Consider the following 15,349-nt stretch of genomic DNA (forward strand, 5'->3'; position numbering starts at 1 on the left):
CCCCCCCCCCCCCCCCCCCCCCCCCCCCCCCCCCCCCCCCCCCCCCCCCCCCCCCCCCCCCCCCCCCCCCCCCCGCCGCAATGGGGGCGATTTCGGCCCCGAACGTCCCTGCCGCGATGCTGCCCTGAGCGCGCAGCACGCTCTGCTCCGCATAGGCGTCCTGTTGCGCGCGGCTGAAACCGTGCTCGCGCGCGGCCAGATCGGCGTAGTGCCCCATCAGATGGCCTTCATAGGCATCCTGCAGGCCGTCGCGGTACATGTGGTCCAGCAACTGCCCGTCGCCCAGCCGGTAGCCCTGCCGCGCCCGGGGTATCAGATGCGGCGCGTTGCTCATCGATTCCATGCCCCCGGCCAGCACCACATCCGCCGATCCGGCGCGCAGGATGTCGTGCGCCAGGGTCACTGCCTTCATGCCCGAGCCGCACATCTTGCTGAGCGTGGTCGCCTGCACGGTGGTCGGCAGCCCCGCGCCCAGCACGGCCTGGCGCGCGGGCGCCTGCCCCAGGCCGGCGAACAGGCAGCAGCCCATCAATGCCTCCTGGGCCGCATCGGACGGCAGGCCCGCCTGACGCATGGCGGCAGCCAGCGCATGGGCGCCCAGTTGGGGCGCGGTGTAGTGCGACAAGGCGCCCTGGAAGGCGCCGATGGGCGTGCGCTGCGCGCCGACGATGACGACGGCATCTGAACTTGAGGGCATGGATGATTACCTCGGTTGCATGGAATTCGAAAGAAAGACGCGGGCCCGTCTCGCGCTACGCGGGAACGCGCGCCGCGTCGGCCTCGCTATCCGCCGACACGGCCGCCATGACGCCGCGCACGAACTCCAGCATCGACGGGCTGTCGCCGGCCAGCAGCTGGGTTCCGATCAGGTTGGCGCAGGCGTCTTCGCTCATGCCGCTGGCGCGCCACTCATGCAGCCGCGTGGTGTAGAGGCCCAGGGCCAGCTCTTCGGTGATCCCGATCGCCCCGTGGATCGCGTGCGCCAGGGAGCACACGACGGGAATGGCCTCGCATGCCCGCAGCCGCGCGCAGGCCGCAAGCGTGACGTCGGGAAACAGGGAGCCGCTGGAGCAAGCCAGCCGCGCCGCCATGGCGGTGGACGCCACCTGCTCCGCCAGCACGCTGATCTCCTGCTGGATCGCCTGGAAACGGCCCAGCGCTTTGCCGAACTGCTGGCGTTCGCCCACGAAGGCGATGCAGCGGTCGAGCACGGCTTGCATCGCGCCAGCGATTGCGGCTGCGTCGGCGGCGTTGCGCCAAGCCTGCACGGCCTCGTCCGGCAAGGCGATACGGCCGAGGACAGGCGGCGAGTCGGTCCATGCGGGGGCGGCGCTGGCGCGCGGCCGGAACACGCCCGGATCGGATGCGGCCGGCGCCGCCAGCAACAACAGGCAGCCGTCGCGCTGAACCAGCAGCGTGCGCGCCAGCCCGGCTCCCGGCGTCTGGACGCAGCGCAGACCGCGCGGTCCCGGCAACGCCTGGGCCAATGCAATAGGCCCCTCTGGCACGGTCTGGCCGCTGGCCCGCAACAGGGCGCGCGCCAACATGGTGTCGGCCAGCGGGTAAGGCAACGCAAACGCGCCTGCCGCGCGCAGCAGGCCCTCGGCGTCGGCCAGCGGCAATCCGGCGCCACCCAGTTCCGCGGGCGTCAATGCGTCCACATACCCAAGCGCGTCGATCTCCCGCCATGTGCGGGCAGCGAGGCTGCCCGGGTCGGTTGCGCCGCCCTGCGTCTCGATCTCGCGGACCCGCTCCAGCGGGCACAAACCAGCCAGGGCGCGCGCAAATTCGTCGTACAGGTCTTGCTGGATGGATGCCGCCATGGGGCCCTCCTTCAGGTGTCGATAGGCCCTAGCGCAGGCCAAGCTCGCGCGCGATGATGCCGCGCAGGATATGGCGGGTGCCGCCGCGCAGCGAAAAGGTCGGGTTGATCAGCGTCAGATAAGCCAGCGTGCGGGCAAGCACCTCGTCAGGCGCGGGGCTGGCGTCCGCGCGCAAGGCCTGGCCTATCCATTCGGGCACGGCCTGCTCGAACTCCGTGCCCAGGTCTTTCACCAGCACGGCCGCGAGGCTGGCGTCGGCCCCATCGTTGAGCCGCTGCGTGACCGCCAGCGACATGGCCCGCAGCACCGTCAACCGGCCGGCCAGACGTCCCGCCAGCCGGACGTGCGCCGGGTCCGGCGACGCCGCCTGGCGCAGATGCGCGAGCCAGCCGTCCATCAGCACCATGCTGGAGTAGATCCGCTCCGGGCCGCTGCGCTCCAACGCCAGTTCGGCCGTGACCTGCTGCCAGCCGCTGCCCTCTTCGCCCACCAGCGCATCGCGCGGCAGGCGGACGTTGTCGAACAGGACTTCACAGAAATGCGCGTCGCCCGCGATGTCGCGGATCGGACGGATTTCGATGCCGGGCAAGGACAGGTCGAAGATCATCTGCGACAGTCCCTTGTGCCGGTCTTCCGGCACGCCGGAGGTGCGCACCAACGCGCACATGTAGTGCGAGCGGTGCGCGTTGGTGGTCCATATCTTGCGGCCGTTCAGCAGCCAGCCGCCGGCGTCGGGGGTGGCGCGCGTGCGCACGCTGGCAAGGTCGGAACCGGTGTCGGGTTCGCTCATGCCGATGGCGAAGAAGGCTTCGCCCCGTATGATGCGCGGCAGATAGAAATCGCGCTGCGCCGGCGAACCGTAGCGCAGGATCAGCGGCGCGGTCTGGCGATCGGCGATCCAATGCGCCGACACCGGCGCGCCCGCCGCGAGCAGTTCCTCGCTCAACACGAAGCGGGCGAAATTGCTGCGCGCCGCGCCGCCGTAGGCCGCGGGCAAGGTCAGGCCCAGCCATCCCTGCCGCGCCAGCGCGCGGCTGAACTCCGCGTCATAGCCCATCCAGGAACGCGCGCGGCGGTCCGCCGGCATGTCCTTCAGCGCCTCGCGCAGGAAGGCGCGCACGGACGGGCGCAGCGCCTCGTCCTGCGCAGGAATCGCGGCAAGCCGCAGTGCCTCGTTGATAGCGCCCAATGTGGTCCCCGGAAGGCGCGGCGGCACGGCGCCGCCGCATGCATTCGAACTGCCGAAAGTGCCGTGAAAACCCTGCCCGGCGCAATGCGCGCGGGCTTCATGGCAATCTACACGGGGGTCACATCCCGGTCTAATATTAGATGTGGACCGGGCAATACATCACAAATATCGCGAGCCCGGCGCATCAAGGGAGACACCCGTGGAGCTACGCCAGCTCAAGCAGCTGTTGGTCCTGTCCGAGACGCTCAACTTCCATCGCGCCGCCGAGCGGCTGCACATGGCTCAGCCGCCCCTGTCCACCGCGATCAAGAAGCTGGAACAGGAGCTCGGCGTGCAGTTGTTCGAAAGGCTACCCGCCGGCCTGCGGCCCACGCCCGCCGGCCAGGTCGTGCTGCAATATGCGCGCACCACCCTGTTCTATGCCGAGGAGATCCGCCGTGCGGCAAGAGAAGGCGCCAGCGGCGAACAGGGCGTCCTGAAGGTGGGCTTCGTCGGTTCGTCCACCTATTCGCTGATGCCGCGGCTGCTGTCGGAGTTCCGCAAGGATTACCCGCGCGTCGACCTGATCATCGAAGAATCCACCACCGTCGATCTGCTGCGCCGCCTGGACGCGCACACGCTGGACGTGGCGCTGGTGCGTTTTCCTGTGTTGGAGCCAACGGCGGCGCGCGTCACCTTGCTGCAGCCTGACCACCTGATGCTGGCGGTGCCAGCCGGCAGCCGCCATGCGCAGCGTGAGGACGTTGCGTTGAGCGAACTCGCGGACGAGCCGTTCATCGGCTATTCGCGCGCGCATGTGCCGGGGATGCATGCGCTGGTGATGTATGCCTTCCAGCAAGCGGGCGTGGTGCCGCGCATCGCGCAGGAAGCGATCCAGGTGCAGACCATACTGAGCCTGGTGGAAAGCGGGCTCGGGATAGCCATCGTGCCGGCGGTGGCCCGCCGGCAAGCCGGCAGCAATGTACGCCTGGTGAATGTTTCGCAGCTGGCCGAAACCATCAAGGTAGGCATTGCGCTGGCCGTGCATCCGGACAACGCCACGCCCACCACCGCCAATTTCGTCGAGATGGCCTGCCGCCTGATGCGGCCGGAGACCGCCGCGGCGGTCTCCGCATGACAGGCCCCGCGCGCGCTTACTCCTGCTGGATGTTGGCCAGTTTCGCAATACGCCGCATGGACTCGAGCTCTTCCTTCTGGAAGGCCGCCAGCGTGTCGGGACCGCCCACGAACGACTCGCCGCCCAGATTGGCCATGAACGCCCGCCCCTCGTCGCTGCGCACCAAGGCCTGCACCGCCTCCGACACCCGCGCCACGATGGCGGGATCGACCTTCGCGGGAAAGAACGCGGCCGTCCAGGCATAGGCCTCGTAGCCCTTGGTGCCGCTCTCCTGCATCGTGGGAACGTTTGGCAGGTCCTTGATGCGCTGGGCGCTGGTCACGGCCAGCGCCTTCAGCTTGCCGCCGCGGATCAAGGGGAGCGCCGCGCTGACGTCGGCCAGGCTGTACTGCACCACCCCGCCAGCCAGATCGGCCAGAGCCGCCGACGTACCCTTGTACGGCACGTGCGTGGCCTTGATCCCGTTCTGTTCATGGAACAGTTCCAGCACCACCTGGTAGGTGGCGGTGCCGCTCGCGAAGTTCAGTTTGCCGGGAGCTTCCTTGGCGGCCGACACCAACTCCGCCACGCTTTTGTATGGCGAGCTGGCCGGCACCACCAGCACCATGGGAAAGCGCGCAATGGGCGCGACCGGAGAGAAATCCTTGATCGCGTCATACGGCAGGTGCTTGAAGACGGCGGCGTTGGTCGTCATGGGCGAATTGCTGGCCACGAACATGGTGTAGCCATCCGGCGCCGCGGTCGCCACGGCCTGGGCGGCAATGAAGCTGTTGGCGCCCGGCCGGTTCTCGACGATGAAAGGCTGGCCGAACTGCTCGGCCAGATGCTTGGACAGGAATCGCGCCGTGGTGTCGGCGCCGCTGCCCGGAGGCAGCGACACGATGATCTTCACGGGATGCGAGGGATACTTGTCTGCCGCGCGGGCGTTGCCGCCCAAGGCCAGCGCCGCGCCCAGCATGGCCGTCATGGCCAGGGTCCTGATGTTCATGCTTGTCTCCGCAAGGCTGTTGCGTTCATGGCCGTGGCTTTGCAGCCACGGCGTTTGCCGTATTCATTCGGGCTGTATGCCCGCCATTCTGACCGCGTCGCCCCAGCGCCTGACCTCCTGCCCCAGGTATGCCTGGAACTCGGCGGGCGAGGAACTGCGCAGGTCCACGCCCTGCGCCGTGAACGGTCCGGCGATGGCCGGATCGCGCACCGCCGCCGCCACCGCCTGGTTCAGGCGCTGGATCACCGGCTGCGGCGTGGTGGCCGGCGCCAGCACGCCTTGCCAGGTGCTCATCGTGAGGTCCTGCAAGCCCGCTTCGCGCAGCGTCGGCACCTGCGGCAGCGCTGGCGACCGCTCTGCGCCGGTCACGGCCAGCGCCTTGACCCTGCCGTCGCGGATGTAGGGCAGCGCCGAGCTTATCGCGTCCACCATGAATTGCACCTGGCCGCCCAGCATCGCCACCATGGCCGGATTGGTGCCTTTGAACGGAATGCCCACGGCGCGCGTGCCGGTGGCATGCAGGAACAGCGCCACGCTCAGATGCGTGATGTTGCCGACGCCGCCGGTCCCATAGCTGAGCGCATCGGGACGCGCCTTGAGGTAGGCAATGAACTCCTTGGTGTCCTGGGGCGGCAAGGCCTTGGTCGTCATCAGCACCAGCGGGATCGAGGCCGTCAGCCCCACCGGCGCGAAATCGCGCAGGGGGTCATAGGGCAATTGCCGGTACAGCGCGGGGCTGATCGCCAGGCCGGACGAGTGGTACAGCAGCGTGTAGCCATCGGGCCGGGCGCGCGCCACGGTTTCACCAGCGATGTTGCCGCTGGCGCCGGTCTTGTTCTCGACGATCACGGGCTGGCCCAGTTCGCGCGCCACATGCTGCGCCACGGCCCGGGCCAAAACATCCGTCGGACCTCCCGCCGCGTAGGGCAGGATCAAGCGCAAGGGCTGCGCCGGCCATGCCGCCGTGTTCGCGATGGCGGCGCGCGCCAGCGGCAAACCGGCAAGCGCGCCTAAAGCGGCCACCAGTGTTCTTCTCCTTGTCTGCATGGGTCTCCTCCTTGTATCGCCTCGTTATAGGTTGCGCGCCGGCGAGGCTGCCGTTGCCAGGGCCGGAGCCGCTCAGCCGCGCGTCTTGTCCAGATACGCGTCCAGTGCGCTGGCGTGCTCTTGCGTGTGGTGCGCCAAGGCCTGGAAGCCTGCTGATAGCTCCAGCAAGGTGTCCAGCCGCGTGTGCTGACCCTCGCGCAACAGCCGCTTGGTCAGGCGCAGCGCGTGGCCGGAATGCTGGGCAATCTCCTGCGCCAACGCCATCGCGGCCGGCAGCAGCCCCTCCTGGCTGAGCACCTGCGAGACCAGTCCCATATCGAGCGCCTGGGCGGCATCGACGCTGCGGCCGGTAAACGCCAGTTCGCAGGCGCGCGACATGCCGACCACCCGCGGCAGCAGCCAGGCGCCGCCGTCTCCCGGCGTCAGGCCCAGCTTGACGAAGCTCTCGGCAAAACGCGCTTCTTCGGCGGCCAGGCGCATATCGCACATGCACGCCAGATCGCAGCCCGCGCCGATGGCCGGTCCATTGACCGCCGCGATCGTCGGCACTTCCAGATTGCACAGGGCCAGCGGCACGCGCTGAATGCCGTCGCGGTAGGCCTGACGGCTGCGCACCGGCTCCCCCAGCCCGGCGCCGACCGCCGCCGACAAGGTCTTGAGATTGCCGCCGGAAGAGAACACGCCGTGTGCGCCGGTAAGCACCACGGCGCGCACCGACATGTCCGCATTGATCTCGGCGCAGACGTCCACCAGCGCGTCGATCGCATCGGGATCGGACAGCGCGTTGCGCGTGGCTGCGCGGTTCATGGTCAGGAGCAGCACGGCGCCATGACGCTCGCGTTTCAGGAATTCAGTCATGGGCGGCTCCGTTCACTGCGGCAGCGTCGGCCGCCATCGAGGTCACGCCATCCCGCAGCAGCGCGGCAATGGCCTCATCCGGGTAGCCCGCCTCCTTCAGCACTTCGACACTGTGCTCACCCAGTCGCGGCGCGGGCCGCGACGGCGCGGGCGGCGTGCCGGACCAGCGCGACGGCACCGCCATGGTGCGCAGCTTGCCCTCGCTGGGATGCTCGACCGTGTTGAAGAATCCGACGGCCTCCAACTGCGGATCGCGCAGCAGCGATTCGACAGTGTGCATGGGCATGGCCGGAATATCCGCCGCCTCGAACGCTTCCAGCCATTCCTCGGTAGTGCGCTTGGCGATCTCATCCGACACCAGGCGGTAGATCGCATGGATGTGCTGGGTGCGGGTGCCGATGTCGCGGAACCTGGGATCGGCGGACTCGCGGCCAGGCTGCCCGATCAGTTCGAAAAATGCCGCCCATTGCTTGTCGGCATAGATCAGCACGCAGATGTGGCCGTTCAGCGTCGCATAGGGGCGCCGGTCCGCGTTCAGGATCCGTGGATATCCGGCAGGCCCCAGCGGCGGCTCGAAGGACTGGCCCGCCATGTGGTCGCCTAGTATCAGCTGCGCCATGGTCTCGAACATGGGCACGTCGATGGCCTGGCCCTGGCCCGTCCGCGCCCGGTGGTACAAGCCGGCGCTGACCGCGTTGGCCGCGCTGATGCCCACGATGCGGTCGGCGATGGCGCTGGGCGCGTAGCGCGGCGTTTCGCCGCCGGCCTGGACCGACAGCGCCGGTATGCCCACCGCGCCCTGGATCAGGTCGTCGTACGCGGCGCGCGCCGCATAGGGGCCGCGCTGGTCGTAGCCGTATACGCCCACGTACAGGATGGCGGGATTGACCTGCGCCAGTTCCTGGTACGACAGCCCCAGCCGCGCCATCGCCTGGGGCCGCACGTTGTAGATCAGGACGTCGCAGGTGGCCGCCAGTTTCAGCAGCGCTTCTCGGCCCGCTGGCTGCTTCAGGTCCAGCACCACGCTGCGCTTGCTGCGGTTGGCATGCAGAAAGATGCCGCCCATGCCTGGATGGCGCGCCGGGCCGATGCCGCGGACGTTATCGCCGGCCGGGGGCTCGACCTTGATCACGTCCGCGCCCAGGTCTCCCAATATCTGCGTCGCATAGGGTCCCATCAGCACCGTCGTGACATCGAGGATGCGCACGCCTTCCAACGGGCCGCTCATGCGCCGATCCCCGAACGCCCTGCCCGGACGCGCAATCCGCGCGGCCCGGATATCCTGCAAACACCACCTTCGAACATGACAGCTCCCATTCCAGAATGCCTTGCTGGACATCCTAGGTAAGAACCGCGCACGCCGGAAATACTATATTTGGGTCAGCCGATACATCGAAAATATTGGTGCGGAACCCTCCTCGAGCCGCGTCGCGATGCCCGCAAGCGTCAGGGCGAGCCGCCGCCGACCAGGCGCGCCAGTTCCCCATATCGCACCGCCTCGGCCTGTATCGTCCGCGCAAACTCCTTGCTTCCGGCGCCGACCACCTCGCCGCCGCTCTGCTGGGCAAGCTGCGCGCGTAGCGCGGGATCGTCCATGACTTGCCGCATCATGTCTTCAAGCTTGCCTGCCACGGCAGGGGGCGTTTTGGCATGAATGGCGAAGCCTATGAAAATGTATAGGGAGTAGCCCGGATAGCCGGCTTCCTGCACCGTCGCCACCTCGGGCAACAGCGGATGACGCTGGTCCCCCGCCACCGCCAGCGCACGGATTTTTCCCGAAGCGACCAAGGGCGCGGCGCCGGCAATGTCGATCAGCGCCAGGTCCACCGATCCCCCCACCACATCCGCCACCGCCTGCGCGGCCCCCTTGTACGGCACCTGGTTGAAGTCCACGCCCGCGCGCCTGGCCAGGTCGAGCGCACCGAGGCGATAGCTGTTGCCGTAGGTAGCCAGGCTGACACCGCCCTTGTCGCGACGGGCCGCAGCCACCACGTCGCCCAGGCTCTTGTAGGGCGAGCTCTCGGACGCGACCAGCACGGCCACGTGGCGGGTCACGTTGAGCATGGGCAGCAGATCCTCGGGCCGGTAGGGCAAGTCCTTCACGAACAAGGGATTGATTACCGTCGCGCTGGGGCTGATCAACACCACGGTATAGCCATCGGCGGGCGCGCTCAGCGCCACCTGGGTGCCTAGCGAGAGCTCGGCGCCGGGCCGGTTCTCCACCAGCGTGGACTGGCCCGCCACCTTGCGCAGATGCTCGGCGAAGGTACGCGTCATCGTGTCGCCGCTGCTGCCGGGACCGATGGGCACGATGAAACGTATGGGACGCGAAGGATAGGCATCGGCGGCTACGGCGGACATCGAAGCAAGCAGTGCGACGCAGGCGAGCACGGCAGCGCGCCACGCGGTTCTGGCAACGGACATGGTTTCGTCTCCTGGGGTTCTTGTGGCCTGTCACGATAGCGACAAGAACTCCGCCGTGCCATGCGGGAACCGACGATCAGCTATGCACGGTCTGGACAGCCGTCTGCCATGCCTTGGCCCAGCGCGCTTCACGCATCTGCGCGGCCTGCTGCAATCGGACGAAGTGCTCTCCCAGCACCGCAACCAGGCAGCGCTCGACCGCGAGGCTGGCGCGATTGATGCGGTGCTTGGCGCCGGTGGCGCAGAAGGTATGCAGCGTGAGCGCCGGTTCGACGATGCGGGAAATCGCCAGGTCGCCCTCGTCCAGGTAGTCCTCGATGCGATGCACCTGGGTGATGGCATGGCGACCGCACCGGCGCACTACCTCGCGGATCATCGCGCCAGAGTTTATCTCCAGTTCCGCGCGCAACTCCAGCTGCATGTCGCGGGTGCGTTCGCGCACCACGGCCTCCACCGGATTGGGCGAAGGCGGCATCACGATGGACAGGCCGTTCAATGCGGCCAGCGGCACGGTGGGATCGCGCAGCAGCGGCGAGTCGCGCCGGCCCAGCAGCACCAGGTCGGACGAGAACAGGCGCTGCGCCTGGGCGGGCGGCTCGGCTTGATAGCTGTTGAAAACGCCGATATCGAGCTTGCCCGCCGCCAGCCTGTCCATCACGTCGCGGCTGTAGCTTTCGTGTATGACCAGGTGGATGCGGGGAAACTGCGACGAGATGCGGTTCACCAGCATCGACACGGGACCTTCCGCGGCCCAGCGCGGCAGCGCGATCTCGACAGTGCCGGAGGGCTGCTCGTTGGTGGAGGACGCCAGTTCCAGGAAGCCGGTGGCGCCGTCCAGCAGCCCCCGCGCCACCGGCAGCAGCGCCACGCCCAGCTCGGTCAACAGGACGCCACGGCCGGTGCGGTTGAACAAGCGCCCGCCCAGCAGTTCTTCCAGTTCCAATACACGCCGGCTCAACATGGACTGCGAGCATCCTCGCAGTACCGCCGCCTGCGAAAAACTGCCCGACTCCGCAGTCGCGACGAAAGCGGACACGTTCTCTATCTTCAGCTCATCGGCTGCGCGGACCACCAGTTTCACTTTCTGTCTCCTGCCAGGACGGGACAGCCTGCGTTTACTTTTTTTGATCATATCAGGGCGTATCGCGGCCGCTCGCCATGGCACGGCGCCGGGCTGCGGGTGCTGCGCCGCGCCATGGCGGATGCGTCCTCGCGCTCAGCCATGACGGATCGGGATCAACCCGAAGCAGGTCCGGGATCGTTCTTGCTGCCGCGCAACACGGACCGGATCGCGAGGGACGCGCCGCAGCGTTGCCGATCCTGCATACCTGCCATCCGCTGCGTGTGCTTACCCGGCTTGCCAGCCATGCCTACAGTTGGCGCATCCCGATTCCGGGTGGATGCATCAACCTGCCGAGGAGATGAAATGGCTGGAGTTCTTGAAGGGAAAGTCGTGCTTGTGACTGGCGCCGGCCGCGGCGTCGGCCGCGAAATTGCCTTGCTGGCGGCGCGCGAAGGCGCGGCGGTCGTGGTCAACGACTTGGGCGGCAGTCCGAACGGCGAAGGCGCGGGAACGCTGGATCCGGCCTCCGAAGTGGTCGCGGAAATCCGTCAGGCAGGCGGCCGCGCCGTCGCCAACGGCGACAGCGTGTCCGACCCGGAAGCGGCGGCGCGCATGGTGCAGGCCGCTGTCGACAACTTCGGACGGCTGGACGGCGTGGTCAACAACGCCGGCATCCTGCGCGACCGGATGTTCCACAAGATGAGCAGCGTGGACTGGCAGCAGGTCATCGACGTGCATCTGCAAGGCGCCTACAACGTCAGCCGCGCCGCTGCGGCAATGTTCCGCGAACAGCAATCCGGCGCTTACGTGCACATGACCTCGGCAGCCGGCCTGGTAGGCAACATCGGCCAGGCCAATTACTCGGCGGCGAAGCTCGGCATCGTCGGCATCTCGCGTTCCATTGCGCTGGAAATGGAGCGTTGCAACGTACGTTCCAACTGCGTGTCGCCGTGGGCCTGGAGCCGCCTCATCGGTACCCTGCCCGATGAAACCGAAGAGCAGAAGCGCCGGCTGGAACGCTTCAAGCAGATGACCGCCGACAAGATCGCGCCCATGGTCGTGTACCTGCTGTCGGACCTGGCCGCCGGCGTGAGCGGCCAGATCTTCGGCGTGCGCAAGAACGAGATCATGCTGTTCAGCCAGCCGCGGCCGGTGCGCAGCGTGCATCGCTCGGAAGGCTGGACCGTCGAGACCATCGCCGAACATGCGATTCCCGCGATGCAGCCCAGCCTGGTGCCGCTGGAAAGCGCGCGCGAGGCTTTTGCCTGGACTCCGGTATGAGGCCCGCCATGAGAATCGACCCCGACAAGCTGATGCAGCGCCGCTTCGAACCGGTGGAGCAAACCTACACCGCCAAGGACTCCATCCTGTACGCGCTGGGATTGGGCCTGGGCCGCGACCCGCTGGACGCGCGCGAGCTGCCCTTCGTCTACGAGGACCGTCAATTGGCCGTGCCGACCCAGGCCGCGGTGCTGGGATACCCCGGCTTCTGGATGAAGGAACCGGATACCGGCATAGACTGGCGCCGCGTGCTGCACGCCAGCCAGTCGGTGCAGCTGCATCGCCCCCTGGCGCCGGCCGGCACCGTCATCGGCCGCACCCGGATCAAGGACATCCTCGACAAGGGGCCCGACGTGGGCGCGCTGTTCTTCGTGGAGCGCACCCTGGAAACGCGCGACGGCGCCCTGCTGGCCACCGTGGAACAGGCGGTGATGGCGCGCGGCAATGGCGGCTTCGGCGGCGCCAGCGGCCCGTCACCGGCGGCGGTCAAGCTGCCTGAAAACACGCCCGAGCATGTCTGCGACCTGCCCACGCTGACGTCCCAGGCCTTGCTCTACCGCTTGTCGGGCGACTTCAATCCCCTGCACGCAGATCCCGAAGTCGCCCGCGCGGGCGGCTTCGACCGGCCCATCCTGCATGGCCTCTGCACTTACGGCATTGCCTGCCACGGGCTGCTGCGCATGCTGTGCGATTACGAGCCGGCCAGGCTGAAGCGCATCGACGTGCGCTTCAGCGCGCCGGTCTATCCGGGCGAGACCATCCGCGTCGAGGCCTGGGGCGCCAGCGGCGAGGTGCGTTTCCGCGCCACGGCATTGGAGCGCCAGAAGGTGGTGCTCAACAATGGACTGGCCATCATCGACCCGCCGCAAGGAGCCCGCGCATGAGGGGCATACTTTCCTTCGGCGCCTACATTCCGCGCCTGCGCCTGCAGCGCGAGGCGATCGTGCGCAGCCATTCCTGGTACGACGCGTCGCTGGCGGCGCATCGCGCCGGCCAACGCGCCATGTGCGGCTTCGATGAGGACGCCGTCACCATGGCGGTGGAAGCGGCGCGCGACTGCCTGAGCGGGACCGAAGCACGCGAGGTCGACGACCTGCTGCTGGCCTCGACCTCGCTGCCCTATGCCAGCCGGCTGAACGCCAGCATCGTGGCGCAGGCCTTGAATCTGGCCGAGGACGTCGGCGCCATCGACGTCGCGTCCTCGCAGCGCGGCGCTACCTCTGCCTTGATGCAGGCGCTGCGCGGCGGCAGCGGACGCAATGCGCTGGTCGTCGCCAGCGATCGCCGCAAGGCCAAGGTGGCCAGCGCGCAGGAGCTCCTGTATGGCGATGCCGCCGGCGCGGTACTGGTGGGCGACGGCGCAGCCATTGCCGAGCCCCTGGCGCTGGAGAGCCGCACCATCGACATGGCCGACCACTATCGGGGCGCGAACGCTGCCACCGACACCTACTGGGAAGAGCGCTGGATACGCGAGGAAGGCCATGGCGCGCAGATTCCGCAAGCCATTTCGGCGGCGCTGCGCCGGGCCGGCCTGAAACCCGGCCAGGTGGACACGCTGTGCGTGGCGCTGCCCCAAAAGGGCGCGGCGCAGCGGATCGCCAAGCTGGCCGGCATCGCGCCCGAACGCGTGCACGACACGCTGGCGGCCACGGTGGGCAACGCCGGCTGCGCCCATCCGTTGCTGATGCTGGCGCATGCGCTGGGCGCGGCGGAACCCGGCCAAGTGCTGGTGCTGGTGGCATTCGGCCAGGGGGTCGACGTGCTGGTGCTGCGCACCACCCCGGCCCTGGCCGACCTGCCCCGCCGCCTGGGCGCGCAAGGCTGGCTGGCGCGCGGCAAGGCCGAGGACAACTACATGAAGTTCCTGGTTTTCAACGACCAGCTTCCTCTGGAGCGCGGCATGCGCGCCGACAACGACAAGCTCACCCCGCTGTCGGTCGAGTACCGCAACCGCAAGGCGGTGCACGGCTTCCTCGGCGGACGCTGCGGCGCTTGCGGCACGGCCCAGTGGCCGCGCACCGACGTATGCGTCAACCCCGCCTGCGGCGCCATCGGCACTCAGGAGGACCTGCCGTTTGCCGACACTCCGGCCCGGATCATGAGCTACACCGCGGACCGCCTGGCCTATACGCCCAATCCGCCGGCTTGCTACGGCATGGTGCAGTTCGAAGGCGGAGGCCGTCTGATGATGGACTACACCGACATGGACGAAGACGAACTGGCGGTGGGGCTGGCGCTGCGCATGAGCTTTCGCATCAAGGCGCAAGACGCCGCGCGCGGCTACACCCGCTATTTCTGGAAGGCGATGGTCGCCGACCTTACGGAGAACAGGCATGGCAACAGGCATTCGTGACAAGGTGGTGATCCTGGGCATGGGCTGCTCGCACTTCGGCGAGCGCTGGGACCGCAGCGCGGAGAACCTGGCGGTCGAAGCCTTCGACGAATGCCTGCGGGACGCCGGGATCGGCAAGGAGCAGATCCAGGCGGCCTGGCTGGGCACCGGGATCGAAACCCAGCACCTGGGCAGCGGCGGCGTGCCGCTGGGCGTCGCCCTGAGACTGCCGAACATCCCCGTCTCGCGGGTCGAGAACTTCTGCGCATCCGGATCGGAGGCGCTGCGCGGCGCCGCCTATGCGGTGGCGTCCGGCGCCTGCGACTTCGCGCTCGCCTTCGGCGTGGAGAAACTCAAGGACACCGGCTATGGCGGCCTGCCCCAGCGTCCACGCGGTCCGCTCAATGACATCGTGTGGCCGAACATCAGCGCGCCCGGCTCGTTCGCGCAGCTTGCCAGCGCCTACCGCGCCAAGCACGGCGTCGATGCGCGGGACCTGAAGCGCGCCATCGCCCACATCTCCGTGAAAAGCCACGCCAACGCCGGCCGCAATCCCAAGGCCCATCTGCGCAACCCGATCAGCATGGAAGACGCAATCAACGCGCCGATGATCGCCGAGCCGCTGGGCCTGTATGACTGCTGCGGTGTTTCCGACGGCGCCGCCTGCGCCATCCTGACCACCCCGGACATCGCGCGCGGCCTGGGCAAGCGCGACCTGGTGGCGATCAAGGCGCTCCAACTCGCCGTATCCAGCGGCAGCGAAGCCGGCCACGACAGCTGGGACGGCAGCTACTTCCAGACCACGCGGGTGGCATCGACCCGCGCCTATGAGGAGGCCGGGATAGGACGGCCGCGCGAACAGATCGACCTGCTGGAGGTGCACGACTGCTTCTCCATCACCGAACTGGTAACGATGGAGGACATGCACATCTCGGCCGAAGGCCGCGGCGCCCACGACGTGCTGGACGGCTTCTACGACGCCGACGGCACCATCCCCTGCCAGATCGACGGCGGCCTCAAGTGCTTCGGCCACCCCATCGGCGCGACCGGACTGCGCATGGCCTATGAGATGTACCTGCAGATGCTGGGACGCGCCGGCGCTCGCCAGCGCGCCGACGACCCCGCCATCGGCGTGATCCACAACCTGGGCGGCTTTCCCTGGCAGAACGTGTGCAGCGTTTCTGTGCTGGGCAAGTACGGCGCCTGAACGACGCCGCAACGGACGAC

General features: G+C 68.3%; 14 protein-coding genes. 5 read left to right on the forward strand and 9 right to left on the reverse strand.

All coding sequences use genetic code 11. From position 1 onward, the window contains the following. The 3 genes from AC3WOB_RS30150 to AC3WOB_RS30160 form a co-directional block, all read right to left on the reverse strand. Positions 1 to 697 (reverse strand): thiolase family protein (locus AC3WOB_RS30150; protein ID WP_492277075.1); only part of this gene is annotated, 697 nt, incomplete at its 3' end. Positions 698 to 752: 55 nt separating this feature from the next. Next, positions 753 to 1,823, reverse strand: a complete 1,071-nt coding sequence (locus tag AC3WOB_RS30155; RefSeq protein WP_492277076.1) for an acyl-CoA dehydrogenase family protein — start codon at positions 1,821 to 1,823, stop codon at positions 753 to 755. 28 nt (positions 1,824 to 1,851) lie between these two features. Continuing rightward, entirely contained in the window at positions 1,852 to 3,012 is a 1,161-nt protein-coding gene (locus tag AC3WOB_RS30160) for an acyl-CoA dehydrogenase family protein (RefSeq protein ID WP_013395387.1), read from the reverse strand. A gap of 199 nt (positions 3,013 to 3,211) precedes the next feature. Here AC3WOB_RS30160 and AC3WOB_RS30165 point away from each other — a divergent pair, with 199 nt between their 5' ends. Beyond that, entirely contained in the window at positions 3,212 to 4,129 is a 918-nt protein-coding gene (locus AC3WOB_RS30165; protein WP_492277077.1) for a LysR family transcriptional regulator, read from the forward strand. A 16-nt stretch (positions 4,130 to 4,145) separates the two neighbouring features. Here AC3WOB_RS30165 and AC3WOB_RS30170 read toward each other — a convergent pair whose 3' ends face one another. The 6 genes from AC3WOB_RS30170 to AC3WOB_RS30195 all read right to left on the reverse strand — a co-directional run bounded on the left by AC3WOB_RS30170 (position 4,146) and on the right by AC3WOB_RS30195 (position 10,527). Continuing rightward, positions 4,146 to 5,117 (reverse strand): Bug family tripartite tricarboxylate transporter substrate binding protein, encoded by a 972-nt coding sequence (locus tag AC3WOB_RS30170; RefSeq protein ID WP_492277078.1) that lies wholly within the window; start codon positions 5,115 to 5,117, stop codon positions 4,146 to 4,148. 63 nt (positions 5,118 to 5,180) lie between these two features. Beyond that, positions 5,181 to 6,140 carry a tripartite tricarboxylate transporter substrate binding protein gene (locus tag AC3WOB_RS30175; RefSeq protein WP_492277079.1) on the reverse strand — a complete coding sequence of 320 codons (960 nt, stop codon included), beginning with the start codon at positions 6,138 to 6,140 and terminating at the stop codon, positions 5,181 to 5,183. A gap of 96 nt (positions 6,141 to 6,236) precedes the next feature. After that, positions 6,237 to 7,022, reverse strand: coding sequence for a crotonase/enoyl-CoA hydratase family protein (locus tag AC3WOB_RS30180; protein WP_492277080.1), 786 nt, complete (start codon positions 7,020 to 7,022; stop codon positions 6,237 to 6,239). Continuing rightward, a complete protein-coding gene (locus tag AC3WOB_RS30185; protein ID WP_492277081.1) occupies positions 7,015 to 8,250 on the reverse strand; it encodes a CaiB/BaiF CoA transferase family protein in 1,236 nt (411 codons plus the stop codon). The genes AC3WOB_RS30180 and AC3WOB_RS30185 overlap by 8 nt, the downstream gene beginning before the upstream one ends. Positions 8,251 to 8,468: 218 nt before the next feature. Then, the gene (locus AC3WOB_RS30190; protein ID WP_492277082.1) at positions 8,469 to 9,446 is read right to left on the reverse strand and encodes a Bug family tripartite tricarboxylate transporter substrate binding protein; all 978 of its coding nucleotides are present in this window, start codon (positions 9,444 to 9,446) and stop codon (positions 8,469 to 8,471) included. Between the two features lie 76 nt (positions 9,447 to 9,522). Further along, positions 9,523 to 10,527: a LysR family transcriptional regulator gene (locus AC3WOB_RS30195; RefSeq protein ID WP_492277083.1), complete on the reverse strand. Its 1,005-nt coding sequence runs from the start codon at positions 10,525 to 10,527 to the stop codon at positions 9,523 to 9,525. Between the two features lie 345 nt (positions 10,528 to 10,872). Between AC3WOB_RS30195 and AC3WOB_RS30200 the strand changes: the two genes are divergently transcribed. The 4 genes from AC3WOB_RS30200 to AC3WOB_RS30215 are packed head-to-tail and all read left to right on the forward strand — an operon-like array spanning position 10,873 to position 15,329. Next, entirely contained in the window at positions 10,873 to 11,790 is a 918-nt protein-coding gene (locus AC3WOB_RS30200) for an SDR family NAD(P)-dependent oxidoreductase (protein WP_013395395.1), read from the forward strand. Between the two features lie 8 nt (positions 11,791 to 11,798). Beyond that, a complete protein-coding gene (locus AC3WOB_RS30205) occupies positions 11,799 to 12,674 on the forward strand; it encodes a MaoC family dehydratase (protein ID WP_013395396.1) in 876 nt (291 codons plus the stop codon). Then, entirely contained in the window at positions 12,671 to 14,143 is a 1,473-nt protein-coding gene (locus tag AC3WOB_RS30210) for a 3-oxoacyl-[acyl-carrier-protein] synthase III C-terminal domain-containing protein (protein ID WP_492277084.1), read from the forward strand. Before AC3WOB_RS30205 ends, AC3WOB_RS30210 begins: the two co-directional genes overlap by 4 nt. Then, the gene (locus AC3WOB_RS30215) at positions 14,124 to 15,329 is read left to right on the forward strand and encodes an acetyl-CoA acetyltransferase (RefSeq protein WP_492277085.1); all 1,206 of its coding nucleotides are present in this window, start codon (positions 14,124 to 14,126) and stop codon (positions 15,327 to 15,329) included. The genes AC3WOB_RS30210 and AC3WOB_RS30215 overlap by 20 nt, the downstream gene beginning before the upstream one ends. Positions 15,330 to 15,349 lie beyond the last annotated feature (20 nt).

The sequence above is a fragment of the Achromobacter sp. FW305-C-30-7 genome (genome assembly GCF_058783105.1).

Excerpts from the sequence above, each read along its gene's own strand:
- AC3WOB_RS30155 (WP_492277076.1), bottom strand. The coding sequence starts at position 1,823 with ATGGCGGCATCCATCCAGCAAGACCTGTACGACGAATTTGCGCGCGCC.
- AC3WOB_RS30170 (WP_492277078.1), bottom strand. The coding sequence starts at position 5,117 with ATGAACATCAGGACCCTGGCCATGACGGCCATGCTGGGCGCGGCGCTG.
- AC3WOB_RS30180 (WP_492277080.1), bottom strand. The coding sequence starts at position 7,022 with ATGACTGAATTCCTGAAACGCGAGCGTCATGGCGCCGTGCTGCTCCTG.
- AC3WOB_RS30185 (WP_492277081.1), bottom strand. The coding sequence starts at position 8,250 with ATGAGCGGCCCGTTGGAAGGCGTGCGCATCCTCGATGTCACGACGGTG.
- AC3WOB_RS30190 (WP_492277082.1), bottom strand. The coding sequence starts at position 9,446 with ATGTCCGTTGCCAGAACCGCGTGGCGCGCTGCCGTGCTCGCCTGCGTC.
- AC3WOB_RS30200 (WP_013395395.1), top strand. The coding sequence starts at position 10,873 with ATGGCTGGAGTTCTTGAAGGGAAAGTCGTGCTTGTGACTGGCGCCGGC.
- AC3WOB_RS30205 (WP_013395396.1), top strand. The coding sequence starts at position 11,799 with ATGAGAATCGACCCCGACAAGCTGATGCAGCGCCGCTTCGAACCGGTG.
- AC3WOB_RS30210 (WP_492277084.1), top strand. The coding sequence starts at position 12,671 with ATGAGGGGCATACTTTCCTTCGGCGCCTACATTCCGCGCCTGCGCCTG.
- AC3WOB_RS30215 (WP_492277085.1), top strand. The coding sequence starts at position 14,124 with ATGGCAACAGGCATTCGTGACAAGGTGGTGATCCTGGGCATGGGCTGC.